28 protein-coding genes and 1 tRNA gene are annotated in these 25,115 nt (G+C 48.7%); 14 read left to right on the top strand and 15 right to left on the bottom strand.

Annotation, left to right across the window (positions count from 1 at the left end):
- Positions 1–9 precede the first annotated feature (9 nt).
- From minC to dksA, 12 genes are all read left to right on the top strand, one after another.
- On the top strand, positions 10–726 hold the full coding sequence (gene minC / locus QEZ41_RS01380; RefSeq protein WP_289409564.1) for a septum site-determining protein MinC: 717 nt from the start codon (positions 10–12) through the stop codon (positions 724–726).
- Positions 727–777: 51 nt separating this feature from the next.
- Entirely contained in the window at positions 778–1,593 is an 816-nt protein-coding gene (minD, locus tag QEZ41_RS01375) for a septum site-determining protein MinD (RefSeq protein WP_289409563.1), read from the top strand.
- Positions 1,590–1,844 (top strand): cell division topological specificity factor MinE, encoded by a 255-nt coding sequence (gene minE / locus QEZ41_RS01370; protein WP_289409562.1) that lies wholly within the window; start codon positions 1,590–1,592, stop codon positions 1,842–1,844. The genes minD and minE overlap by 4 nt, the downstream gene beginning before the upstream one ends.
- Positions 1,845–1,892: 48 nt before the next feature.
- Complete coding sequence (locus QEZ41_RS01365; protein ID WP_289409561.1) at positions 1,893–2,528, top strand: RluA family pseudouridine synthase; 636 nt, start codon at positions 1,893–1,895, stop codon at positions 2,526–2,528.
- A gap of 81 nt (positions 2,529–2,609) precedes the next feature.
- The gene (locus tag QEZ41_RS01360; protein WP_289409560.1) at positions 2,610–3,569 is read left to right on the top strand and encodes an AAA family ATPase; all 960 of its coding nucleotides are present in this window, start codon (positions 2,610–2,612) and stop codon (positions 3,567–3,569) included.
- 39 nt (positions 3,570–3,608) lie between these two features.
- Positions 3,609–4,499, top strand: coding sequence for a DUF58 domain-containing protein (locus QEZ41_RS01355; protein ID WP_289409559.1), 891 nt, complete (start codon positions 3,609–3,611; stop codon positions 4,497–4,499).
- 25 nt (positions 4,500–4,524) lie between these two features.
- A complete protein-coding gene (locus QEZ41_RS01350; RefSeq protein ID WP_434556777.1) occupies positions 4,525–4,989 on the top strand; it encodes a DUF4381 domain-containing protein in 465 nt (154 codons plus the stop codon).
- The gene (locus QEZ41_RS01345) at positions 4,982–5,980 is read left to right on the top strand and encodes a vWA domain-containing protein (RefSeq protein ID WP_289409557.1); all 999 of its coding nucleotides are present in this window, start codon (positions 4,982–4,984) and stop codon (positions 5,978–5,980) included. Before QEZ41_RS01350 ends, QEZ41_RS01345 begins: the two co-directional genes overlap by 8 nt.
- Positions 5,973–7,556, top strand: a complete 1,584-nt coding sequence (locus QEZ41_RS01340) for a tetratricopeptide repeat protein (protein ID WP_289409556.1) — start codon at positions 5,973–5,975, stop codon at positions 7,554–7,556. Before QEZ41_RS01345 ends, QEZ41_RS01340 begins: the two co-directional genes overlap by 8 nt.
- Entirely contained in the window at positions 7,556–9,151 is a 1,596-nt protein-coding gene (locus tag QEZ41_RS01335; RefSeq protein WP_289409555.1) for a BatD family protein, read from the top strand. The genes QEZ41_RS01340 and QEZ41_RS01335 overlap by 1 nt, the downstream gene beginning before the upstream one ends.
- 144 nt (positions 9,152–9,295) lie before the next feature.
- Complete coding sequence (locus QEZ41_RS01330; protein WP_289409554.1) at positions 9,296–10,381, top strand: 3-deoxy-7-phosphoheptulonate synthase; 1,086 nt, start codon at positions 9,296–9,298, stop codon at positions 10,379–10,381.
- 178 nt (positions 10,382–10,559) lie between these two features.
- Positions 10,560–11,000, top strand: coding sequence for an RNA polymerase-binding protein DksA (dksA, locus tag QEZ41_RS01325; protein ID WP_289409553.1), 441 nt, complete (start codon positions 10,560–10,562; stop codon positions 10,998–11,000).
- A gap of 58 nt (positions 11,001–11,058) precedes the next feature.
- On the opposite strand, the gene iscX is transcribed toward dksA, so the two are convergent.
- The 10 genes from iscX to QEZ41_RS01275 all read right to left on the bottom strand — a co-directional run bounded on the left by iscX (position 11,059) and on the right by QEZ41_RS01275 (position 18,178).
- Complete coding sequence (gene iscX / locus QEZ41_RS01320; RefSeq protein ID WP_289409552.1) at positions 11,059–11,259, bottom strand: Fe-S cluster assembly protein IscX; 201 nt, start codon at positions 11,257–11,259, stop codon at positions 11,059–11,061.
- Between the two features lie 4 nt (positions 11,260–11,263).
- The gene (fdx, locus tag QEZ41_RS01315) at positions 11,264–11,602 is read right to left on the bottom strand and encodes an ISC system 2Fe-2S type ferredoxin (protein WP_289409551.1); all 339 of its coding nucleotides are present in this window, start codon (positions 11,600–11,602) and stop codon (positions 11,264–11,266) included.
- Between the two features lie 8 nt (positions 11,603–11,610).
- Positions 11,611–13,467, bottom strand: a complete 1,857-nt coding sequence (gene hscA, locus QEZ41_RS01310) for a Fe-S protein assembly chaperone HscA (protein ID WP_289409709.1) — start codon at positions 13,465–13,467, stop codon at positions 11,611–11,613.
- Positions 13,468–13,508: 41 nt separating this feature from the next.
- On the bottom strand, positions 13,509–14,033 hold the full coding sequence (hscB, locus tag QEZ41_RS01305; protein WP_289409550.1) for a co-chaperone HscB: 525 nt from the start codon (positions 14,031–14,033) through the stop codon (positions 13,509–13,511).
- Position 14,034: 1 nt separating this feature from the next.
- Positions 14,035–14,358 (bottom strand): iron-sulfur cluster assembly protein IscA, encoded by a 324-nt coding sequence (gene iscA, locus QEZ41_RS01300; protein WP_289409549.1) that lies wholly within the window; start codon positions 14,356–14,358, stop codon positions 14,035–14,037.
- Positions 14,359–14,375: 17 nt separating this feature from the next.
- Positions 14,376–14,759 (bottom strand): Fe-S cluster assembly scaffold IscU, encoded by a 384-nt coding sequence (iscU, locus tag QEZ41_RS01295; RefSeq protein ID WP_289409548.1) that lies wholly within the window; start codon positions 14,757–14,759, stop codon positions 14,376–14,378.
- Positions 14,760–14,776: 17 nt separating this feature from the next.
- On the bottom strand, positions 14,777–15,991 hold the full coding sequence (locus tag QEZ41_RS01290; protein ID WP_289409547.1) for an IscS subfamily cysteine desulfurase: 1,215 nt from the start codon (positions 15,989–15,991) through the stop codon (positions 14,777–14,779).
- 28 nt (positions 15,992–16,019) lie between these two features.
- Complete coding sequence (gene iscR, locus QEZ41_RS01285; RefSeq protein ID WP_289409546.1) at positions 16,020–16,490, bottom strand: Fe-S cluster assembly transcriptional regulator IscR; 471 nt, start codon at positions 16,488–16,490, stop codon at positions 16,020–16,022.
- A 99-nt stretch (positions 16,491–16,589) separates the two neighbouring features.
- Positions 16,590–17,393, bottom strand: coding sequence for a serine O-acetyltransferase (gene cysE / locus QEZ41_RS01280; RefSeq protein WP_289409545.1), 804 nt, complete (start codon positions 17,391–17,393; stop codon positions 16,590–16,592).
- Positions 17,390–18,178, bottom strand: coding sequence for an RNA methyltransferase (locus QEZ41_RS01275; RefSeq protein ID WP_289409544.1), 789 nt, complete (start codon positions 18,176–18,178; stop codon positions 17,390–17,392). Before QEZ41_RS01275 ends, cysE begins: the two co-directional genes overlap by 4 nt.
- A 145-nt stretch (positions 18,179–18,323) precedes the next feature.
- Between QEZ41_RS01275 and QEZ41_RS01270 the strand changes: the two genes are divergently transcribed.
- The gene (locus QEZ41_RS01270) at positions 18,324–19,139 is read left to right on the top strand and encodes an inositol monophosphatase family protein (protein WP_289409543.1); all 816 of its coding nucleotides are present in this window, start codon (positions 18,324–18,326) and stop codon (positions 19,137–19,139) included.
- A gap of 87 nt (positions 19,140–19,226) precedes the next feature.
- Here QEZ41_RS01270 and secF read toward each other — a convergent pair whose 3' ends face one another.
- From secF to queA, 5 genes are all read right to left on the bottom strand, one after another.
- Positions 19,227–20,135, bottom strand: coding sequence for a protein translocase subunit SecF (gene secF, locus QEZ41_RS01265; protein WP_289409542.1), 909 nt, complete (start codon positions 20,133–20,135; stop codon positions 19,227–19,229).
- A gap of 10 nt (positions 20,136–20,145) precedes the next feature.
- Positions 20,146–22,008 carry a protein translocase subunit SecD gene (gene secD / locus QEZ41_RS01260; RefSeq protein WP_289409541.1) on the bottom strand — a complete coding sequence of 621 codons (1,863 nt, stop codon included), beginning with the start codon at positions 22,006–22,008 and terminating at the stop codon, positions 20,146–20,148.
- A gap of 99 nt (positions 22,009–22,107) precedes the next feature.
- Complete coding sequence (yajC, locus tag QEZ41_RS01255) at positions 22,108–22,440, bottom strand: preprotein translocase subunit YajC (RefSeq protein WP_289409540.1); 333 nt, start codon at positions 22,438–22,440, stop codon at positions 22,108–22,110.
- Between the two features lie 22 nt (positions 22,441–22,462).
- Complete coding sequence (gene tgt, locus QEZ41_RS01250; protein WP_289409708.1) at positions 22,463–23,581, bottom strand: tRNA guanosine(34) transglycosylase Tgt; 1,119 nt, start codon at positions 23,579–23,581, stop codon at positions 22,463–22,465.
- A 12-nt stretch (positions 23,582–23,593) separates the two neighbouring features.
- On the bottom strand, positions 23,594–24,637 hold the full coding sequence (queA, locus tag QEZ41_RS01245; protein WP_289409539.1) for a tRNA preQ1(34) S-adenosylmethionine ribosyltransferase-isomerase QueA: 1,044 nt from the start codon (positions 24,635–24,637) through the stop codon (positions 23,594–23,596).
- A 106-nt stretch (positions 24,638–24,743) separates the two neighbouring features.
- On the opposite strand from queA, the gene QEZ41_RS01240 reads away from it, so the two are divergent.
- Positions 24,744–24,830 (top strand) — tRNA-Leu (locus tag QEZ41_RS01240).
- The last annotated feature ends 285 nt before the right edge of the window (positions 24,831–25,115 follow it).

The raw sequence follows: 25,115 nt of genomic DNA, 5'->3' as shown, positions 1-25,115 counted from the left end.
TAATTTAAAATGGATCAAACAGATTTCTTAGAGCATGCACCTGTTTTTCAAATCAAAGGCAGCATGGTCACCCTCACTACCCTCGAATTAATAAGCCATCAGCTGGAGCAACTGGACCAACAGCTTGCTGATAGAATCGCACAAGCACCCAATTTTTTTAATGAAACACCCATAATCTTAGCCATCGATAAACGCCAAGACCCAGCTACGGCACTAGACTTACCAGCTGTTTTAAACGTTTTTAAAAAACATCAGCTGCACATCATGGCGCTTCGTGCTGAGCGCGAGCATGATATACAAGCAGCACAAGCGATCAACCTGCCTGTTTTACCACCAAGCATGGCTAAAGAACGACCTGCCGCAAGTCCAAAAGCGCCAGCCGCCCCTACCGGATTACTCCCAGCAAAAATTATTCATAGCCCGGTACGCAGCGGCCAGCAAATTTATGCCAAAAACTCTGACCTTATCGTTTTAGCCGCAGTTAGTGCAGGCGCTGAACTTTTAGCAGATGGGCACATCCATGTATATGGCCCTTTGCGGGGTCGCGCCTTAGCAGGGGTTAATGGCAATGAGCAGGCGCGAATTTTTTGCCAGCAATTAGGTGCGGAGCTGGTATCCATAGCAGGGCAGTATAAAATAGCTGAGGATTTGCGACGCATTCCAACCTGGGGCGCTGCTTCACAAATTTTTTTACAAGACCAACAAATGGTCATTCAAGCAATGTAAAATCAACCCTTATTAACCTCTTTTGCTTATCACGATTTCAAGGTGACTCTTTTGGCTAAAATTCTTGTTGTAACTTCAGGTAAAGGTGGCGTTGGTAAAACTACCACCAGCGCGGCTATAGGTACCGGTCTAGCTCTGCGTGGTCATAAAACAGTTATTGTTGACTTCGATGTAGGCCTGCGCAACCTAGACTTAATAATGGGCTGTGAACGTCGCGTGGTATATGATTTTGTTAACGTGATTAATGGCGACGCTTCACTTAACCAAGCCCTGATCAAGGATAAACGTTTAGAAAACCTCTACATCCTTGCAGCCAGCCAAACCCGCGATAAAGACGCATTGACGCTTGAGGGCGTCGAAAAAGTCATTAACGAACTCGCAGAACAATTTGACTATGTTATTTGCGACTCCCCCGCAGGTATTGAAAAGGGCGCACATTTGGCAATGTACCTCGCCGATGAAGCCATAGTTGTCACCAACCCTGAAGTGTCATCGGTGCGCGACTCTGATCGCATGCTTGGTCTACTGTCCAGCAAATCAAAACGTGCTGAAGACGGCCGCGAGCCTATTACTGAACACTTGCTGCTCACCCGTTACAGCGCTGAGCGCGTTGAAAAAGGCGAGATGCTAAGTGTTAACGATGTGGAAGATATTCTTTCCATCAAAATGATCGGCGTTATTCCCGAGTCCCAAGCCGTACTTAAAGCATCAAACCAAGGTGTGCCTGTTATCCTAGATGAAGAAAGTGATGCAGGCCAAGCCTACAGCGACGCCGTTGAGCGCCTGTTGGGTAAAGATATACCGCACAGGTTCTTAGAAGTACAAAAGAAAAGCTTCTTCCAACGCATGTTTGGAGGTAAGGAATGAGCATCGTTAATTTCTTTCGCTCACGCAAAAAAAACACTACCGCTTCAGTTGCCAAAGAACGCTTACAAATCATTGTTGCCCATGAACGCGGGCAACGCGATGAGCCGGATTACTTGCCAGCCTTACAAAGAGAACTGGTTGAAGTGATTCGTAAATACGTCAATATCGATAACGACCAAGTTCAGATCGCCTTGGATAATCAGGGTAATTGTTCTATCTTGGAGTTAAACGTAACCCTGCCTGATCGCTAATGAAACAGTATTGATTGAGCCTCCGCGCAGGCTGAGGCTCCTTTATTTATGCCCTTAAGCTCGATTAGCATTGTTTATCAAGATCACGACTTGCTCGTGGTGAATAAACCCACTTTATTATTATCGGTGCCGGGACGCGCAGAAAACAATAAAGACTCTCTGATTCAACGACTTAACCAAAATGGCTACCCCGATGCGTTGATTGTGCACCGTCTGGACTGGGAAACTACCGGGCTAATGGTGCTGGCCCGTAACGCAGCAGCCCATAGCGAACTTTCGCGCCAGTTTCGTGAGCGCTTAGTTGCGCGCACTTATACGGCTCTATGCTGGGGACAACTCGCTGCACGACAGGGTCAAATCGAATTACCCATGCGTTACGACCCGCCTAACAAGCCCAGACAAACGCTCGACTTTCTGCAAGGCAAAACAGCGCGCACTTACTGGCGCAAACTGTCCACGCATGAATCGCACACTAGAGTCGAACTGAGCCCCCACACAGGCCGCTCACACCAACTACGCGTACACCTTAACGCCCTAGGCCACCCGATCCTGGGCGACCCTCTTTACGCGCACAACGACGCCTTAAACGCTGCCCCTCGCTTATGCCTACACGCCACTACGCTCGATTTTTATCATCCCGCCACTCAGCAGCCATTGCGCTTTGGTTGCCCAGCAGAGTTTTGATTTGGTTGTTGATACGCACCTCTTACCTTTTAATTCACTTAACAGTACACTGCTATCAGTCAATCAAAAATAAGGTTTACCATGAACCATCGCGAAGCTGTACATACACTACGCAATTATTTATCGACGCAAATTTTAGGGCAAGAAAGGCTGCTTGACCGAATTTTAATCGCTCTATTAGCAGATGGTCACTTATTGGTTGAAGGCGCGCCCGGACTGGCTAAAACCAAAGCCATCAAGGATCTTGCCTTGGGTATTGATGCCAACTTTAAACGCATCCAATTTACCCCTGACTTACTGCCTGCAGACATTACCGGAACAGATATTTACCTCCCACAAAATGCTAGTTTTAGCTTCCAGCCAGGTCCGGTTTTTAACAACCTGCTGCTGGCCGACGAAATCAACCGCGCTCCGGCAAAAGTCCAGTCTGCTCTACTTGAAGCCATGGCCGAACGTCAGGTCAGTGTAGGCAATCACACCTACCCATTACCCGAGCTTTTCTTGGTGATGGCCACGCAAAACCCTATTGAGCAAGAAGGCACTTACCCTTTACCCGAAGCCCAGCTTGACCGCTTTCTCATGCATGTAAAAATCAGCTTTCCTGATGTACACATGGAGCGCAAAATTTTACAGCAAGCACGTCACATCGCCTTGCACGGCCAAAATCAACCCAGTGAAAAACTGAGCATAGAAGCCATCCTAGCCGCGCGCCAAGAGATTCTTAATCTGTATATGGCAGACACAGTAGAAGAATATATAGCCCAATTGGTCATCGCCACCCGCAATCCTGCCAAGTACGACCCTGAGCTAGCCCGCTGGATACAACTGGGCAGCAGCCCACGAGGTTCCATTGCTATCGATCGCTGCGCCCGCGCCCATGCATGGTTGGCGAGCCGGGATTTTGTTAGCCCTGATGATGTGCAAGCCGTTGTGTTTGACGCGCTTAGGCATCGCATCATGCTCTCTTTTGAGGCCGAAGCCACGGGCATTGACGCCAATGTCGTACTGCAAAAAATACTCGACCTTGTACCTGTTTCTTAACTTAACACTATGGATAGCCTAGGCCGCACGCATATTCAATTGAGTGATTTACTCCATGCTCAGCAACAACTCCACGCCTCTGGTTTGCTGTGCAGCAATGCAGCAAAAAGCTCACTGCTTGGCCTGCATCACTCTCGTCTGCGTGGTCGCGGCATGGAGTTTGACCAAGTGCGCGCTTATCAATCAGGTGACGATGTACGCAATATCGACTGGCGAGTAACCGCACGCACAGGAGAAGCGCATAGCAAGGTTTTTCAAGAAGAAAGAGAACATCCCGTATTTTTAATCGTAGAGCAAAGCCCGGCGATGTTCTTTGCCAGTCAAGGTAACTTTAAATCCGTCCAAGCTGCTTATATTGCCAGCTTGCTCGCCTGGGCTGCACACGCCAACCACGACCGAGTCGGCGGACTGGTTTTTTCAGAAACGCCCTATGCTGAAATAAGACCCCAACGCCATCAGCGCGGCGTGCTTAAATTGCTTAGCCAACTGGCTCAGGCCAATCAGAAGCTTACTGATCCCTCAGTTAGCAGTGAAAACAACCCTTTACAGCAGGCGTTAATCTACAGCCGCTCCATTTTAAAGCCCGGCAGCTTAATCATTATCATCTGCAATGAGCGCAATATCAGCTCTCACACCTCGGCTTTAATACAAACCTTAGCGCAGCGCTTTGATCTAATTTTAGTGCCGATCTCTGACCCTCTAGAACACCAACTTCCCCACAGTAGAGGGCTGGTCTTTCAACAGGCCACGCGCTTCCTGACCATCGATGGACATCAGTCCAACGTTGGTAAACAGTGGCAACAGCTAGGCGAACAGTATCGCCAACAATGGCGCAAGCTGGCTCAGCAAGCTAATCTTGCATTATTTCCGCTAACCACCGCTACCAGCATTGCCCAACAGCTAACCACGCTAAACAGCCTGATGAAATAACACCATGACGACTACTCTTGCCCAGATGCAGCCTTTGCTTTATCCGCCAATCAGCAGTAACTCGTTGAGCTGGCTGAACTTTGCCTTTGTAGTGGCGGCACTGTGCATAATCGTTGGAATCATTATTCTCACACGCAAGCACACCAAGCCCTTAGCTCAATCAACCACCACAGAACAGTTTCGCCAACAAGCCTTGCTAGAACTGGCCAATATTGCCCGCCCGAGCGCAGATGAATTAGCCGGCCCATGGTTACAACAAATTAACCAGCTACTAAAGCGTCTATGCTCGGTGCGCTATCCAGAGTACGACAGTCACCGCTTAACAGGACGCGAGTGGTTAGCCTTTCTCGACAGCAGATGTCCAGCCGCCGGTCTAACACGCTGGATGATCCTAGCAGAAGGCAGTTATCAACCTGAGTGCCGTCTGGATGAACAAGCAATAGATGCTTTATACAGCGCCATACAGATATGGATTAATAAACATGTTTAGCTTTGCTTGGCCGTGGTTATTCTTATGCCTACCTTTACCTTGGTTTTTTTATCGAAAACTAGCCCCCGCCATGCCGCAACAAAGCGCATTAAAAACTCCTTTTTTTGCTGAACTACAAAAAATTTCCGCACAACAAAACAAGTACAACTATTACAAAACAAGCAGAACCTTGGCTTTATTGGCTATTTGGCTCTTGGTCATCAGCGCAGCAGCGCGCCCACAGAGCTATCACTTGGATACGCAATTACCCACTGATGGGCGAGCGCTTTTTTTGGCCGTGGATATTTCTAATTCCATGCTCATTAAAGACATCGGCGAACCGTCCGAACCGCTTTCCCGTCTTGAGTTCGTCAAAGCCTTTATATACAAGCTGATTGAGCAGCGCCCCGGCGATCGTCTAGGCCTAATTTTATTTGCCAGCCAGCCTTACCTACAATCGCCCCTAACCCATGACCACGTAACGCTAAGCCAGTGGTTAAATGATGCGCAGCCCGGTATGGCAGGAGAGCACACCGCTATTGGTGACGCTATTGGCTTGGCCATAAAAAAACTACGCCAATCAAGCAGCACTCATAACGTGCTTGTTCTTATTACTGACGGCGCTAACAACAGTGGGGTCATACCGCCCTTGACTGCAGCCAAGATAGCGGCTGAACAGGGCTTAAAAATCTACACCATAGGCATTGGCGCTACCGCTGATGAGCAAGGCACCACTGCTCAGCACGATCTAGATGAGCCTTTACTGCAAAGTATCGCTGTCCAGACCCGGGGTAAATACTTCCGCCTGCAACGCCTAGAACAGCTGCCTGAGCTGCTGACCTATTTTGAACACATTGAACCCAGCGCTCATCCCACACAGAGTTATCGAATCCAGGAGCTGTATCCCTGGCCATTAACTGGCACTGTATTTTTAGTCTTAATCCTTGCTTTGCTGAGTTTTATTCGCTTCCTTTACAATACGCTGCAATTAAAAAGGAGGCTTCTTGGATAAACTCTGGCCCGTCTTTAACCAACCCTATGCCTTGTTGCTCATTCCAGCACTTTGGTTGTTGATGTATTTAGTGCAGCGTTCTAGCAGGCGTGTACAGCAATGGGAGCAGATATTACCCCAAGCATTTCACAGTGTTTTACTCAGCCAGGTTAAACACAACAGCCGTCGTTGGCCTACATTATTGCTTGGATTGGCTAGCCTATGTTTGGGGTTAGCCTTGAGCCAACCCCACTGGAACGTGCAGCACGAGCAAATAAGCGGTACACAAATAGAACCCTTAGTTTTGGTGATACAGCTCACCCCAGACAGTCTGGCTACAGATATCGCGCCCAGCCGTTTACAGCGCATTCAACACAAAGCCATGCAGCTGATCAGCCAGCATAAGCAAGCCAATTTAGCTATCGTTGTATATGCCGGTTCTGCTCACACTCTAGTGCCGCTCAGCTCTGACAAGCAAGCCATAGAGAACCTGCTATTTGCGCTCAGCCCTTCATTGATGCCTGTCGCTGGCAACAATGCAGGGCTTGCTATTGAGCGCGCCATACAACTTTTAGAACAGAGCGGCCAAGGACAAGGACAAATCCTGCTGTTTAGCTATGGTTTAAACACGACTGAGCAGCAGGATATTAGCAGGCTTATGCGCGACTCCACTTACCAGCTTAGTATCTTAGGTGTTGGTACAACCCAAGGCGCCCCTATCACCGACGAGCAGACCGGGCGCTTACTTACTGACAATCAAGGCAACGTATTAATCAGCCAACTCGATGAGTTAGTGTTGAAAAAATTCAGCCAGAAATCCGGTTTCCGCTATGCTCGTTTAACCCACGACAGCCAGGATACTGAGCACCTCAAGCTAACTGCAAATAATCACCGCCTCCCCACGAACAGCAATACCGCTACACAGGATAATCAAGGCTTTTGGTTTGTATTGCCCTTAATTCTGCTGCTGGCACCCTTGGCGCGTCGCGGCTGGCTATTAAGTTTGCTCTGTTTTTATTTGGTGATGCCCCAGCCCAGTTACGCCTGGCAGCTAGCCTTTAGCACCACGCACAACCCCCTGGAGCAGATTTTATTAGACCCCAGACAAGCCTTAAACGAGCTTGATGACCCTATGTGGCTAGGAATCGCTGCCTACCATATGCAAGATTACCCATTAGCCATTGAATACTTTAATCAACTCAATGACGCTATGGCTCACTACAACAAAGCCAATGCTTATATGCAGCTGGGAAAATATGAACACGCCATTCTTGCTTATGAACACGCGTTAAGCTTGGAACCTGAACTAAGTCCAGCCCAACACAACCTACGTCTAGCACAAGCACTCTTTGCAGGGCAAACTACAGAGCACGAAGAAGAAACTGAACCCGAACCCCAAACCGAAGAGCAGCAACGGCTGACCATCAGTGCACAGCTTGGCCTGGCAGAACAAGCAAGCATCAGCGATGTTTCAGAGCAGGCTCATGTGACAGACAGTATCGATATTGAAACCTGGCTTAACCAGATCCCTGACAATCCAAGTGAGTTGTTACGACGTAAATTCTGGCACGAGCAGTACGGCACAGGCAGCCCATAATGCGTATTTTCCTACTCACCCTATTATTTATCAGCCAATGGTTACTAGGCTCTTATACGCTGGCTTTTACCTTCAGCGCACAAACCGATCGTCAGCAGTTATTTTTAGGTGAAAGCTTAGAGTTACTCTTAGAGCTGGATGATTCAAGCTACTTCGTCGAACCCGACATCAGCACGCTCAAACAAAATTTCGAGCTGCTTTCTAGTCAGCGCAACACCCTGGTTAGAAACGGTGCCGAACCGGTACAACAATGGGTATTTAAGTTACTGCCAAAAACTACCGGCGAATTGCAAATACCACCCATCACGCTTGGCAAATACTCAAGCAACCCAATTAACATCCAAGTAAAAAACTTTCTTGCGCCCACAACCCTCGCCCTAGAGCCGGTATACATGGACGCTCAGGTTGATACTGAACAGGTCTACTTGCAAGCACAGGTGATTTTAACCTTAAGGATTTATCACTCCATTCCTCTATATGCTAGCGGTCAGCTGAGCACCCTAAGCATGCCCGATGCACGGGTAGAGCCTTTAGGTAAGCCACGCAGTTTTGAACAATATATTAACGGTGTGCGTCATGGTGTTATCGAAATACGCTATGCCATCTTTCCACAAAAAACCGGTGAGCTGATTATTCCTGCACTGGAGTTTTCCGCCACACTCACCGGTCACGACCCAAGCTCTTTAGAACCCCCCAGCAACCTTCCGGGTCAGCAAATAGAGGTGTACTCAGCACAGATACCTTTACAGGTTCTCCCACCCCCAACACAGTACCCTGGTGATGCTGCGTGGTTACCTGCACAGGCGCTGCACCTCGAACAACAGTGGAGTCCTGAGCACACTGAGCTAAATCCTGAGCAAGCATTAACACGCACAGTGGTTATGCGTATCCTCGGTCAACCCAGCTCCAATGTTCCTGCGCTACTACCCCAGCAGCAAGACAATTTTCACACCTACGCTAACCCTATTCAAAAACAACAAGTCACCAGCGAACAAGGCATCACCAGCATCCACCATGAGCAATTGGCTTTACTGGGCCAGAGCAGCGGTCATTTTGAAATTGCAGCAATTCGACTGCCCTGGTGGAATACCCTGAGCAATCAACTCGAATATGCTGAGTTGCCTGCCCATTTCGTACAAATCAAACCCCAAAAACAAGAAACCAATCTCTCTGATATTTTCTATTTGTATAAAGACTTAATTCTTTGGCAAATACTCTGCGCTGTATTGGCTTTAACTAGCCTGCTGTTTTTCTGGCTGTGGCGTCATGCCAGACGTCAACCGGCCATTATTAGCTACTCGAGTGCTAACCATGCTCGCCTGATTGAAAACCTTAAGCGTGCTTGCAAAAACAACGACCCCATTTCAGCACGCAGCGCCCTTGATGCACTGGCACGCCATACCGAATTCACCCCCAATGCAGCCGCTAAAATTTCCAACCCCTTTCACACAGCCCTAACCGAGCTTAATTCCGTGCTTTACACGGAAACCGAGCAGCAATGGCACGGCAAAAATCTGTGGCAGGCTTTCTCGGAACTTAACCGCCTCAACACCACCGCAGAAAGCGCCACTCTGCCGCCTTTATATCCTCCTTAAGGGTATACAGCAGGTTATTTTGCTAATTTATGCTAAAATGTATTCTTTTAGCCGATTAGCAAGCTTTGGCACTTAGTTACATGTTGTTTTATATTCAAACCAAGCGCTGATCTAATCACTTATATACTTTAAACGAGCAACTGCATGGCCGATTTACCTATAGATAACCTAAACATTGAATCCAATGTTCCCTTAATTACCCCAGAGCAGATTAAAGCCAAGCTTCCATTAACCGCAACAGCACAAAATACTGTTAGCCATGGTCGCCAGGTTGTACGCGATATTCTTGATGGCAAGGATCACCGCCTATTTATTGTTATAGGTCCTTGCTCTATCCATGATTTGAAAGCCGCCCATGAATACGCCGATCGCTTAAAGGCATTAGCCGAAGAAGTATCCGACACGCTTTTCTTAATTATGCGCGTCTACTTTGAAAAACCCCGCACTACGGTGGGTTGGAAAGGCTTAATTAACGATCCCTACCTGAATGACAGCTTTAAGATCGAAGACGGTCTGCATATCGGTCGCAAGCTATTACTGGATTTGGCTGAAAAAGGCTTACCCACGGCTACCGAAGCGCTGGATCCCATCTCTCCTCAGTACATGCAAGACCTCATCAGTTGGTCCGCCATTGGTGCGCGCACCACTGAGTCACAGACCCACCGCGAAATGGCCTCAGGCCTCTCCTCAGCTGTTGGCTTTAAAAACGGCACAGATGGCGGTTTAACTGTAGCCATTAACGCACTGCAATCAGTGTCCAGCCCGCATCGCTTCTTAGGTATCGACCAGCATGGTTCCGTTTCTATTGTGACCACCAAGGGCAACACCTATGGGCATATTGTGTTGCGCGGCGGTAATGGCAAGCCGAACTACGATTCAGTCAGTGTAGCTGTGTGCGAGCAAGAGTTGAAAAAAGGCAAAATAAGCCCCAACTTGATGATCGATTGCAGCCATGCCAACTCCAACAAAGACCCAAGTTTGCAGCCGTTGGTCATGGAAAATATAACCAACCAAATTATTGATGGCAATGAATCCATTTCCAGCCTCATGATTGAAAGCCACCTTGGCTGGGGCAACCAAAACATTTGCGAGGATCTTGACCAGCTTAAGTACGGCGTATCCATTACCGATGCCTGTATTGACTGGGCAACCACAGAACAATCCATCCGTGATATGCGTAATAAGCTTAAGGATGTGCTGCCTAAGCGCAAACGCAATCAAGTCCAATAAACTTGAACGCGTAGGTCACTGAACCTCTAAAACCGAGGTTCTATGACTTAAACTGTTAAGCAACATAGATTACTAACCAATTAATCTAGCAACCTTTCCTTGTTTCTGGTAAGTTCGCTCGATTAATATAAGCAGAACAATCTGCAAGACGTTTTTTAGTATGTAGGAGGCAGCTAAGATGCCTAAGAAAAATGACAATCAAAGCCTATTGACTCGCGCCTTTGTTCCCTACAAAGAAACTAAGGGCGAAGAGTACATGAGCGAAAAAATGCGCGCTCACTTCGTTAATATCCTCAACACTTGGAAACAAGAGCTGCGCGAGGAAGTCGATCGTACTGTTAACTATATGAAAGACGAGGCGGCTAACTTTCCCGACCCAGCTGACCGCGCCAGTCAAGAAGAAGAATTTAGCATAGAGCTAAGAACGCGCGACCGCGAGCGTAAGCTGATTAAAAAAATTGACGAAACGCTACAGCTAATCGAAGACGAAGACTACGGCTGGTGTGATGCCTGCGGTGTCGAAATTGGTCTGCGCCGCCTCGAAGCCCGTCCTACCGCTACGCTGTGCATCGACTGCAAAACACTAGCAGAAATTAAAGAAAAACAAATGAGCAGCTAAGCGTTTTAGCAGCCATAAAAAAAGCGGAGTTAAAACTCCGCTTTTTTGTTGTTGGTATTTAATCTAACTCTTCAATCCAGGCTGCCTGAATCGCCTCCAACACCTTTTCACCACTACGCTGGGGATCATCATCAAAGCCTTCCAGCTCAGTCACCAAACGATGCAAATTCACAAAATTGATATAGCGCGGATCTACATCTGTGTGTTTTTCACTTAATTCAATCGCAATATCTAACACATCAATCCATTTCATAGACAATCCTCTATTGACGTTCAGACACCTGATTAATGGTGTACTTAGGAATTTCTACCGTTAAATCTTCGTCCTGCACTACTGCCTGACATGACAGCCGTGACTCATGCTCTAAGCCCCAGGCTTTATCTAACATGTCATCCTCTAGTTCATCGGACTCCGGCAACGAATCAAAGCCTTCGCGCACAATCACGTGACAGGTAGTACAGGCGCAGGACATCTCGCAAGCGTGTTCTATTTCGATACCGTTGCGCTTAGCTACCTCTAAAATGGTTTCGCCAGGCTGCGCCTCAACGACCGCCCCATCCGGACATAGCTCGGCATGGGGTAAAAAAACTATCTGTGACATAAACGCTCCTATACTTCTTCTAATTGACGCCCAGCAAAGGCGCGTTTTACTGTGGCGTCCATACGTCTTGAAGCAAATTCATGGGTAGCCGCATTAAGCTGCTGAATTTGACGCGCAATAGCACCTATTTCATCACCCTGCTGTGCTTGCTCAAGCTTCTCAAGTTGCTCATCTATCAGTGCGCGTTCTTGCTCGTTAAGCAGGTTGCCATCGGATTGCAACGCTGCGCGCACTGTTTCCAGCAAGCGCTGTGCATTAACCTGCTGTTCGCGCAAACCGCGCGCCTTACGGTCCTGCTCAGCATTTTCAATAGACTCTTCCAGCATGCGACTAATCGCATCCTCACTGAGCCCGTACGAAGGCTTAATTTCTACACGCGCCTCTACGCCAGAGCGAGTTTCAGTGGCAGTAACACTGAGCAAGCCATCCGCATCCACTTGGAAACTGACGCGCACCTTGGCGGCACCAGCAACCATCGGTGGAATGCCGCGTAATTCAAAACGCGCCAGCGAACGACTCGCACTCGCCAACTCGCGCTCACCTTGCACGATATGCAGAGCAATGGCTGTTTGCCCATCACGGGCCGTAGTAAAGTCCTGTGTACGAGTTACTGGAATAGTGGTGTTGCGTGGGACTATTTTTTCAACCAAGTCGCCCATAGTTTCTAAGCCCAATGACAGAGGAATCACATCCAGCAACAACAAATTATCACTGTCTGCCTGATTGCCCGCTAATACATCTGCCTGCAAAGCTGCACCCAAAGCCACCACCTTGTCGGGATCGATATCAGCCAGTGGTTCGCGCGCAAACATATGTGCCACCTGCTCTCGCACATAGGGTACTCGCGTTGAGCCACCAACCATGACCACAGCAGCTATTTCCTCCAACTCAACGTCAGAATCACGCAGGGCACGACGACAGGCTTTTAAGCTACGTGCGACCAGGGGTGTGATAAGTTGTTCAAAGTCCGCACGACTGAGCTCAGCCTGCCAGGCTTTATACTGTACAAGCGTAGACTCGGCACTGGATAACGCTTCTTTTACATCGCACGCCAAGCGCATTAAACGGCGCTGCTCACCGGGCTCTAAATCAGATGAAACACCCGCCTGCTGAACTATCCAATTCGCAATGGCATGGTCAAAATCATCGCCACCTAACGCACTATCACCACCGGTTGCTAAGACCTCAAACACTCCACGGGTCAGGCGTAGTATCGACACATCAAAAGTTCCGCCACCCAAGTCATACACCACGATCACGCCTTCAGCCTGCTTGTCTAAACCATAGGCTACTGCAGCTGCAGTGGGTTCATTGAGTAATCGCAAGACGTTGATACCAGCCAAACGGGCCGCATCTTTGGTTGCTTGACGCTGAGCATCATCAAAGTAGGCAGGTACAGTAATCACCGCACCAAATAAATCACCACCCAAGACTTGCTCAGCACGCTGACGCAATACCTTTAAAATTTCCGCAGAGACTTCAACGGGGCTTTTGCAGCCTTGTACTGTCTCAATTAGGGGCATCTGTGAGTCGCCATCTTGAAAACGGTACGGCAGCTGTTCACCTAACTGCTGCACATCCTCTAAACCCCGTCCAATTAAACGTTTAACCGATAAGATACAGTTATAGGGATCACAGCTAGCGCATTGTTTGGCATCACGACCAACACTGACGGTATTATCTTTTAAGTAGCGCACGGCGGAGGCTAAAGCAAAACGCCCTTGCGTATCTGCCAAAGGTACGGGTACGCCATTACGCACACTTGCCACTAAAGAGTTTGTCGTCCCCAAATCTATACCTACAGCTAGACGAGGCTGACTCTTATCTACTGGCGTGTTGGGTTCGACAATCTGCACTAAGGCCATAGTATTCTTTTTCATGAACGCGCCAAAAAATAAGCGCTGGGTTAATCGTCTAGGCGCTCTTCCAGTTGACGTACTTCGTAGAGCACCTTGTCTAAAAATTGCATTCGGCGCACTAGGCGCTCTGCCAGCTCACGCTGGCTACCATCTTGCCAAACAGCCGCAAACTCTATGTCTAGCTCACCACGAAGCTGACGCAGGCGCTTTTTAAACACTTCAAGAGCGGCAATGTCTTCGCTGTCCGATAAGTCTTCCAGTTCTTCACGCCATTGAATCTGCTGCATAAAGAACTCAGTGTCCTGCACTGTAGCCTCTTCGTCCATAGGCTCTTGTAGATTTAGTAGATACAGCGCACGCCGGGTAGTGGATTTTAGCGTTTCATAGGCTTGATTTAACTCTGCCGAGCGCTGCACTGCCAATCGCTTATCTTGGTCTGAAGCCGACGCATAACGGTCTGGGTGCACTGCCTTAGCCGCTTCACGGTAATTATGACTCAACAGAGCCAAGTCGACTGTAAAGTCTAGCGGCAGCTCTAACAGGCTGAAAAAATTGCTCGTCGGCTTTGCCATATCAGACACTAAAGCTTTCGCCACAGCCGCATTCGCCACGCACGTTAGGGTTATTAAACTTAAACCCCTCGTTAACTCCTTCGCGCACGAAATCCAGCTCAGTACCATCAATAAAGTCTAGGCTGTTTGCGTCCACTATGACTTTTAAGCCATGGCTTTCAAACACCTCGTCTTCAGCACTCACCTCGTCTACATACTCCAGTACATAGGCCATGCCTGAGCAACCGGTAGTACGTATGCCTACACGTATGCCTTCACCTTTGCCGCGCTTATCCAACGAACGGCGCACATGTTTTGCTGCGGCTTCAGTTAAGCTAACTGCCATGCTACACCTCCTAATTATTACTTGGCTTGTTTCTCTTTATAGTCACGTACTGCGGCTTTAATCGCATCTTCGGCCAACACTGAGCAGTGAATTTTAACCGGTGGTAAGGCTAGCTCTTGCGCAATGGTAGTGTTTTTGATTTGCTCAGCCTCATCCAGCGTTTTGCCCTTCATCCACTCTGTTGCCAGAGAGCTTGAGGCAATGGCTGAACCGCAACCATAGGTTTTAAATTTAGCATCTTTAATGATGCCGTTGTCATCCACTTCGATTTGTAGACGCATTACGTCACCGCAAGCCGGCGCACCGACCATACCTGTACCAACGTTGGGCGCGTCAGCATCCATCTTGCCTACGTTGCGGGGGTTCTCGTAGTGGTCAATTACTTTTTCGCTATATGCCATGATACTAATCCTCGCTATTAATGGGCCTGCCACACAACTTTTGACAGGTCGACACCATCTTTATACATATCCCACAGGGGTGATAATGCGCGCAGTTTACCCACCGCCTCACGCACCTGTGTCACTGCATGGTCCACTTCTTCTTCAGTGGTAAAACGCCCGAAAGTAAAGCGAATGGAGCTATGCGCCAATTCGTCATTGCGTCCCAAAGCACGCAATACATAAGAAGGCTCCAGTGAAGCTGAGGTACATGCCGAACCCGACGAGACCGCCAAATCTCTAAGCGACATCATCAATGACTCGCCCTCGACATAGTTAAAACTTAGATTTAAGAAATGCGGTAAGCGTTGTGTTTGGCTGCCGTTGAGATACACCTCTTCCATATCCTGCAGCTGTTCATAGAAACGCGTACTGAGCTTAGTGATACGCTGATTGTCTTTTTCCATATCTTGCCCAGCAATCGCAAATGCCTCACCCATACCAACAATCTGGTGTGTCGCCAGTGTCCCTGAACGCATGCCACGCTCATGACCGCCACCGTGCATTTGTGCTTCGAGGCGTACGCGCGGTTTACGACGCACATACAGCGCACCAATACCCTTAGGACCGTATGCTTTGTGTGCTGAAAACGACATCAGATCAACTTTTAGCGTCTCTAAGTCGATTGGCATTTTACCTGCCGATTGCGCCGCATCGACGTGGAACAAAATCTTACGTGCGCGGGTTACTTCGCCAATCGCCGCAATATCATTCACTGTTCCAATCTCGTTATTCACATGCATGATAGAAACCAGAATGGTGTCTTCACGTAGCGCTGCCTCCACTTGTTCAGCGGTGATAATGCCCTCTTCAGACGGTTCCAAATAAGTCACCTCAAAACCTTCACGCTCTAGTTGGCGCATGGTATCCAAAACTGCTTTATGCTCAATTTTGGAGGTAATTAAGTGCTTACCCTTGGTGCTATAAAAGTGCGCCACACCTTTAATTGCCAAGTTATCGGACTCGGTTGCACCAGATGTCCAGACAATTTCACGCGGGTCTGCGTTGACTAGGTCAGCTACTTGCTGACGGGCATTTTCCACGGCCTCTTCAGCACGCCAGCCGTACACATGCGAGCGTGATGCTGGATTACCAAAATTACCCTCCATGGTCAGACACTCAATCATTTTCTGCGCCACGCGCGGATCGATTGGCGTTGTGGCTGAGTAATCTAAATAAATGGGTAACTTCATATCGTTCTCCTCAGGTAGCTAGCATGCTCTACATGCGCGCTATCGTATTTTGTTCTTCGGCTTGGTTTAAATGCTGTCTAGTGGAAATTTTCTTAACATCAGCACGCTCAACTAGACAGCCCAAGCTGATGCTGCTTAAAAAATCATGTATCTGTTCACTGAGCTCACACCACAGATGGTGTGTAAGACAGGTTTGTCCGCCCTGACAATCGCCCTTGCCTTGGCAGCGAGTCGCATCTACCGACTCATCCACGGCATCTATTACCTGCACAATCTGGATAAGCTCTGGCTCTCTTGCTAACTGATAACCACCGCCGGGCCCACGCACACTGGAAACTAAATCATTGCGCCGCAACTTAGCAAACAGCTGCTCTAGGTAAGACAAAGAAATATGCTGTCGCTCAGAAATATCTGCCAAAGACACCGGCCCTTCCTGAGCATTAAGTGCTAAATCCAGCATTGCTGTAACCGCATAACGGCCTTTAGTGGTCAATCGCATATTCAACACCGCAAAAATCAGACTTGCCTAGCATTATGCTATTCCCGACAAAGACAGTCAAGTATTAATCCCAGTAAACCAGTATGTTTTTACGAAAACCTACTCCGACTTTGTCGGCGAAGTGCCTTTTGCATTGGCAGAACCGTTAGCAAAGGTGTTTTCAGGCAGATCGGGCAAATCCTTTGCACAATAATCGCTACCCAAGTCGCGCAACGCATCACACATTTCGTCTAAGCGCTCTTCTACACCCAGCAAATGATCCAGCATCGCGCCGATAGAGCGCGCTACCGGATCCGGCATATCCTCTGTCACACCGTAAGCATCAAAACCATAACGCTCGGCTGCTGCCTGCCGCTTAGCCTCCGTTTGTGGCTCAAGGTGTTTATCGTCTGCTCTTTCAATAATTTTTGCAGGTATTCCCACGGCGGTTGCACCGGCTGGCACCGCCTTGGTCACCACTGCATTAGAGCCGATTTTAGCCGCCGCACCGACAATAAAAGGCCCCAATACTTTTGCACCCGCACCCACCACCACACCATCTTCTAAGGTTGGGTGACGCTTGCCTTTATTCCAGCTTGTACCGCCTAAAGTAACGCCCTGATAGAGCGTTACATCATCACCAATCTCCGCGGTTTCACCAATCACTACACCAAAGCCATGATCAATAAAAAAACGCCGTCCAATTTTAGCGCCCGGATGAATTTCAATACCGGTAATCCAACGACTAAAGTGCGAAACCCAGCGCCCCAGTAATTTCCACCGCCGCAGCCACAACCAGTGTGCAATTCTGTGCAACCAAACCGCATGCAAACCTGGATAGCAGGTGAGCACCTCGAAGGTGTTGCGTGCCGCCGGATCGCGGTGAAATACACTTTGAATATCTTCTTTCATGCGCTTAATCATGATTTTCTCCCCTGTTTGCGCCGCTGTAGTTCGCCACTGGCAGCTACCTGGGTTTCTGTAAGGATGCCGCGCAAAATACCGACCTCAGACTTACTCAGTTGCACGCGACCATAAATACGTCTCAGCCTCGCCATTAAGTGGCGGGGCTTTTCGGGATCTAAAAACTCAATATCAACCAGAGTACGCTGCAGATGCTCATAAAACAATTCCAACGCATCGTGGGATGCAGGCGCACTACCAAGTATGGCCGTACTCTCTACTGAGACCATACGTGTTGGCTGCTGCGTAGCTGTGAGCCACGCCATACGCAGCTCGTAGGTGAGCACCTGCACAGATGCGGCAAGATTTAATGAACTAAACTCTTCAATCGCTGGAATGTGTACATGGTACTGACACAGATGCAGCTCTTCATTGGTCAGCCCTGCGTACTCGCGCCCAAACACCAACGCCATATCTGCATCCGGCTCAACCTGTATTTGCTCAACACAACGCTGCGCTGCCTCACGCGGATTAACCAAAGGCCATGGAATCCGCCTATCACGCGCACTGGTGCCCAGCACCAAGCTGCAGCCAGCTAACGCCTGCTCCAAGCTGGACACAACCTGTGCATGCTGCAAAATATCATCAGCACCCGCGGCGCGCGCCACTGCATCTTTACTCGGAAAATCCTTGGGCTGCACCAGCACTAGCTGCTTTAAACCCATGTTTTTCAGAGCCCGTGCAGCACCGCCAATATTACCTGGATGGCTAGTGCCTACTAACACCACTCGAATCTTATTCAGCACCTGCAACCCCGCTGCAATTTAAAACCACAAAGCTTACCTAAAACAGAGCTTTTCCGCCATGAAAAACCGCCAGGCAAGCGCACACATACGCAAGAGTATCTGCTAGAATACCCAGCTATTCTTTAACAACCCCTGGTAATTACCCATGCAGCCCATGCTGAATATTGCGCTGCGCGCAGCTCGTAGCGCCGGCGAACTCATTGTGCGTTCAATGGACAGACTCGACAGACTGTCGATCAGTGAAAAAGTAGCCAAAGACTACGTCACTGATATCGATCGCGCCGCCGAAAAAACTATCATCAACTCTATTCTCAAAGCTCACCCCAATCACGGATTTCACGCTGAAGAAAGCGGTGTTATTGCAGGTACTGGCGAAGGCGCTGATTACCAGTGGATCATCGATCCTCTGGATGGCACAACCAACTACATTCACGGTATTCCCCACTTTGCAGTGAGCATTGCTTGCCGTTATCGCGGTCGTATTGAACACGCTGTTGTTTATGATCCTATGCGCGATGAAGACTTTACCGCCAGTCGCGGCCGCGGTGCCATGCTTAACGGTCGTCGTCTGCGCGTTTCTAAGCAGCAAAACCTTAATCACGCTGTTCTAGCTACGGGATTCCCTTTCCGTAACGAGCAAATGGCTCACATCGATAATTACCTAGAGATGTTCAAATCTTTAGCTGGACAAAGCGCCGGCATTCGCCGCGCCGGCGCGGCTAGTCTCGATTTAGCCTATGTTGCTGCAGGCCGTTACGACGGTTTTTGGGAGTTCGGGTTATCCGAATGGGACATGGCAGCAGGTGCGTTACTGATTCAAGAGGCTGGCGGTCTAATCAGTGATTTTACTGGTAACCACCACTTCCTCGAAAAAGGTCATGTCGTAGCTGGTGGTCCAAAGTGCTTTAAAGCCATACTGACCTCCATCCAGCCCTTCGTACCTAACAGCTTTAAAGACTAGAGTCTTAACTTCTAGATCTTTATAGGTAGCGATCAAAAACGCGGGCCCATCAGCCCGCGTTTTTATTTGTCTCGCCCGCATATAATCTTAAGGCAAGTCATCCACTTCATGCTCAACCACAGGTGGGATGAGATCTTCCACCGTAAGCTTGAGCCACAGCAGGAAGATACTCGCAATATAAACCGATGAATAGGTACCCACACCTACGCCAATCATCAATGCCAATGCAAAGCCCCACAAGTGGTCGCCACCAAACACTAATAACGCCATCACAGCCAACATGGTTGAAATCGATGTCGCCAAAGTACGCTTTAAGGTTTGCGTGGTCGAGATATTGATATTATCAATAAGCTCAGTGTTACGTAACAAACGGAAGTTTTCACGAATACGGTCAAACACCACAATGGTATCGTTAAGTGAATAACCAATAATCGCCAAAATAGCCGCCAACACCGTTAAATCAAACTGCAGCTCAAAGTACGAAAACACACCGAGGGTAACGATAACATCGTGAAACAGGCCGGTAATAGCACCAACCCCAAACTTCCACTGGAAGCGAAAACCCAGATAAATCATAATTCCAGCCAGAGCAACCAGCATGCCCATACCGCCCTGGTCACGCAGCTCTTCACCGACTGCCGGCCCAACAAACTCTACCTTTTTAACCACAAAATCAGCTTGTGATGACTGTCTTAGTAACTGCTCAATCTGCATTCCTAAGCTAGGATTGTCACCGGGTGTACGGATTAACAGATCATTGACCGAACCAAAACTCTGCACCACTGCATCCACATAACCATTACCATGTAACACGTCACGAATTTCGCTAAGTGATGCGGCCTCTGTATAACTAAGCTCGATCAGTGTTCCACCAGTAAAATCTAAGCCAAAGTTAAAACCCTTAACCACAATACTGGCTAATGAAGCAACCGTTAGGATTAGAGTGATAGCGAACGCAATATGGCGCACGCCCATAAAATTGATAGTACGTTTCATCACTGCACCCCTAAATCCACAATTTCTTAACGTCACGTGCGCCGTAGACCAGATTCACCATGGCACGCGTAACAAAAACAGCGGTAAACATTGAGGTGATAATCCCTAGCGACAAGGTCACAGCAAAGCCTTTAATTGGCCCCGTACCTATCGCAAAGAGAATCAGTCCCACTAACAAAGTAGTCAGGTTACCGTCAATAATCGCTGAGAAGGCCTTATCAAAACCCTCACTAATCGCCCGCTGTACACTGGCGCCATTCGCAATCTCCTCACGAATACGCGAAAAAATCAGCACGTTGGCATCCACCGCCATGCCCATGGTAAGCACCACACCGGCAATACCCGGCAGAGTTAACGTAGCGCCGAGTATAGACATCATCGCCACCAGATTAACCATGTTCAAACCTAGTGCCACTGTGGCAAAAACACCGAACAGCTTGTAAACCAACAGCATGAAAGCAGCGACAAAGATAAAACCATATAGCGCTGCCGTCACACCAAGCTGGATATTTTCCGCACCCAAGCTTGGGCCAATCGTACGTTCTTCAGCAAAGTACATGGGCGCTGCTAAGCCACCAGCGCGCAACAGCAACGCCAACTCAGAAGATTCGCCCGGACCTCTTAACCCCGTGATACGGAACTGACTGCCTAACGCGGACTGAATGGTTGCCAGACTAATAATTCTTTTTTCTTCTTTAAAGCTTTGAATGGCTACCTCTTGTTCAACGCCATCAACCAGCTGACGCACATAGCGCGTAACAGGACGTTGCTCAATAAAAATCACCGCCATACTGCGATCGATATTATTGCGCGTAGCCCGATTCATTAAGTCGCCCCCACGACTGTCTAACTTAATGTTGACCTGTGGTGTACCTTTCTCATCAAAGCTCGCCTGCGCATCAGTTACCTGATCCCCAGTAATAATTAAGCTACGCTCCAAAGCCACCGGCGGGCGACCTTCTTCACGAAACGCAAACATCTCGGTCGTTGCTCGCGGCGCATCATGCATAGCGGCTAGACGGAACTCTAGGTTAGCTGTTTTACCCAAAATACGTTTGGCTTCAGCGGTATCCTGCACACCTGGCAGTTCAACCACAATACGGTTAGCACCTTGACGCTGCACCAACGGCTCCGCCACGCCAAGCTCATTGACTCGGTTGCGTACAGTGGTTAAGTTTTGCTTGATAGAATATTCACGAATTTCAACCAGCTTAGCCTGCGTCATGCTCAGCTGCAGTATTGGCTTATCGTTACGCTCAATCAGTTGCTGTTCAAAATCACTAAATTCTTTACGCAATAAAGAGCGAGCCTTATTGGCCGAATCGTTATCATCAAAACCTAGCTGAATGCCATTCTCTATCGCTGGCAGTGTACGGTAACGCACGCGCTCTTTACGCAGCACGCTTTTCACTTCGCTGTCTAATACTTTCAAGCGTGCTTCGATCGCCTTTTCCATATCCACTTCTAATAAGAAGTGCACACCACCAGACAAATCCAAGCCTAGCTTCATGGGACTCGCGCCCAAGCTGCGTAGCCATTGAGGTGTATTTTGTGCTAGGTTCAATGCCACTACATAGTTATCACCTAGGCTCTTGCGCACTACTTCTTTTGCCGGCAATTGGTCGTCTTGCTTATGCAAGCGAATCAAGCCGGAACGCTGTGATAATTCGGTTAATTTAACCTGGATACCCGCTTGCTCTAACGCACTGGCTGCACGCTGCAAGTCAGCTTCGCTAACCTCTAACGCAGTGCTATTTCCACTAATTTGAATAGCTGGGTCATCAGGATATAAATTGGGTGCAGCATAGATAAAGCTGACGCACAAAATCAGTGCAATCAGCGCATACTTCCATAGAGGATATTTATTGAGCATGATACCGCCCGTGTTTGCAGCAACTCTTTTGCTCAAGAGTTACTTCAATGTTTCTGACAAGCAGCCTGCAACCTATCATTAGGTTGCAGGCCAACTTCTTTAAATGGCTTTCAACGTGCCCTTGGGCAGGGCGGCCACAACAGCTTGCCTTTGTATATTCAGCGAAACTGTGTCCGATACTTCCATAACAATAAACTCATCGGTTACCTTGGTAATACGACCAACAACACCACCGGTGGTTACCACCTCATCACCCTTCTGCAAACTGCTAACCAAACTTTTATGCTCTTTGGCACGCTTGGCTTGCGGGCGCCAAATCATGAAATAGAACACCACCAAGAAACCACCCAAAAGGGCAAACTGCATAAATTCGTTGCCAGGAGGCGCTGCTGCTGCGGTATCGGCATATGCCATAGGGATCAGAAAACTCATATTTACTCCTAATTTTTATTAATCAATCATGTAGCGCAGGGGTTGGCAACCCACGTCGCGCATAAAAGTGGTCCACAAACTGCGCTAATCTACCCTGTTCAATAGCCTCTCGTAAACCCGCCATTAAACTCTGATAATGCCGCAAATTATGAATGGTATTCAGCATACTGCCTAGCATCTCGCCACATTTATCTAAATGATGCAGATAAGCGCGACTAAAATTTTGGCAAGTATAGCAGTCACAACTTGAATCTACAGGTGAATCGTCATGTCTGTGCACCGCATTACGAATTCTAATTGTGCCGCTATCAACAAACAAATGTCCGTTGCGTGCATTACGCGTCGGCATCACACAATCAAACATATCAATACCGCGGCGCACACCTTCCACCAAATCCGCTGGCGTGCCTACCCCCATCAAATATCGGGGCTTTTCAGGCGGCATTAAGGGTGTTAAAAAATCCAACACACGCATCATGTCTTCTTTAGGCTCGCCCACCGACAAGCCGCCGACAGCCAAACCATCAAAACCAATCTCACACAGACCTTCTAGCGAGCGCTGACGCAAAGCCTCATGCATTCCACCCTGCACAATACCAAACAACGCCGAAGGGTTATCACCATGAGCAACCTTGGAACGCTTAGCCCAGCGTAACGACAGTTCCATCGAGCGCTCTGCAGTAGCAAAATCAGCTGGATAAGGCGTGCACTCATCAAAAATCATCACCACATCCGAGCCCAGCTCGCGCTGCACCTGCATGGACTCTTCTGGACCCATAAACACTTTGCGGCCATCCACCGGCGAAGAAAAATACACCCCTTCTTCTTTAATCTTGCGCATCTTGCCTAGGCTAAACACCTGAAAGCCGCCAGAATCCGTCAAAATAGGGCCATCCCACTGCATAAAATTATGCAGATCACCCAGCTGCCGGATTACTTCAGTACCGGGGCGCAGCCATAAATGAAAGGTATTACCCAAAATAATCTGCGCGCCAATTTCTTTAATATCGCGCGGCAACATGGCTTTAACCGTGCCATAAGTGCCCACCGGCATAAACACGGGTGTTTCAACTACGCCGCGTGGAAAGGTTAAACGGCCACGGCGCGCACGGCCGTCAGTGGCTAACAGATCAAACTGCATAAAAGACATGAATTATTCCTTAGGTGCATCAGGCTGAGGATTGCGTGTAATCAGCATCGCATCACCATAGCTAAAAAAACGATACCGCTCGGCCACTGCAGCACGATAAGCCGCCATAGTCGCACCATAACCAGCAAAAGCAGATACCAGCATCAATAGAGTTGATTCCGGCAGGTGGAAGTTAGTCACCAAAGCATCTACCACATGAAAAGGTCGACCTGGGTAAATAAAAATATTGGTATCGCCGCAAAAAGGCTGCAACTGGCCTGCTTGCGCGGCGGTTTCTAACGCACGCACACTAGTGGTTCCTACGGCAATAACCCGTCCACCGCTCGCTTTACAAGCAGCGACTGCATCCACTACATCCTGGCCGACACTAAGCCATTCATAGTGCATATGATGATCTTCAATATGCTCAACGCGCACGGGTTGAAAGGTTCCAGCGCCCACATGCAGGGTCACAAAGGCGGTTTGCGCGCCCTTGTCTTTTAACTGCTGCAACATAGGCTCATCAAAATGCAAACCCGCGGTTGGCGCCGCCACTGCACCTAAGTGCTCGCCGTACACCGTTTGATAACGCTCACGATCCGCCAACTCATCCGCCCGGTCAATATAAGGCGGCAAGGGCATATGGCCTAAACGGTCTAACACGGGCAACACCGGCTGCTCAAATTCAAGCTCAAACAGGCTGTCTTGCCGACCCAGCATCACAACCGCCGTATCCTCGTCTAACAGCAGTCGCGTACCGGGCTTAGGCGCTTTACTGGCCCGTACATGCGCCAGCACACGATGCTCATCTAGCACACGCTCAACGAGGATTTCGACCTTACCGCCTGTGTCTTTGTGAGCAAACAAACGCGCTGGGATCACCTTGGTATTGTTAAACACCAGCAAATCATTGGCCGTAACATAGTCCAGCAAATCAATGAATTGACGGTGCGCTAATGCACCGCTGTCGCCCTCCAACACCAGCAAACGGCTCGCATTTCGCTGCGCCAAGGGGTAACGGGCTATCAGCTCATCCGGCAGTTCAAATTGAAAATCAGCTACACGCATAGTCATCATCACAAATCAGGGAGGCAAAGCTTAACGGAAAAGTTTGTAGCTGACCATGCAAAAGCATTTGACCAAGACCAAACTCGTCCCTATAATCTTGCGCCATGCCTCGGTGGCGGAATTGGTAGACGCAGCGGATTCAAAATCCGCCGTTGGTAACAACGTGGGAGTTCGATTCTCCCCCGAGGCACCAAATATAACCCCTAACTAGTTGATAGTTAGGGGTTTTTTTATTCCATAAAAACTTCGTGTACCGAATCGTGTACCGATTTCACCTAGCATAGCCTTAACTATCAAAGATGGTTGCCATTAAAAAACTCTCGATCTCGGTCAAATCACACCAGCGGCCCTGCTCAGCATTCCAACCGTTGCCTAATTGGAATTATTAAGCGAACTCAAATACAGCGTCAGTCTGGTGCGAACCTCTGCCGTTATTCTTCACGAACACTGCGGACACCTCACACGGTGCTGCGTTGAT

This window comes from Thiopseudomonas acetoxidans (assembly GCF_030362935.1).
GTDB lineage: Bacteria > Pseudomonadota > Gammaproteobacteria > Pseudomonadales > Pseudomonadaceae > Thiopseudomonas > Thiopseudomonas acetoxidans.
Note: the sequence above shows the minus strand (reverse complement) of the source record. Positions and strands in the feature narration are given on the sequence as shown.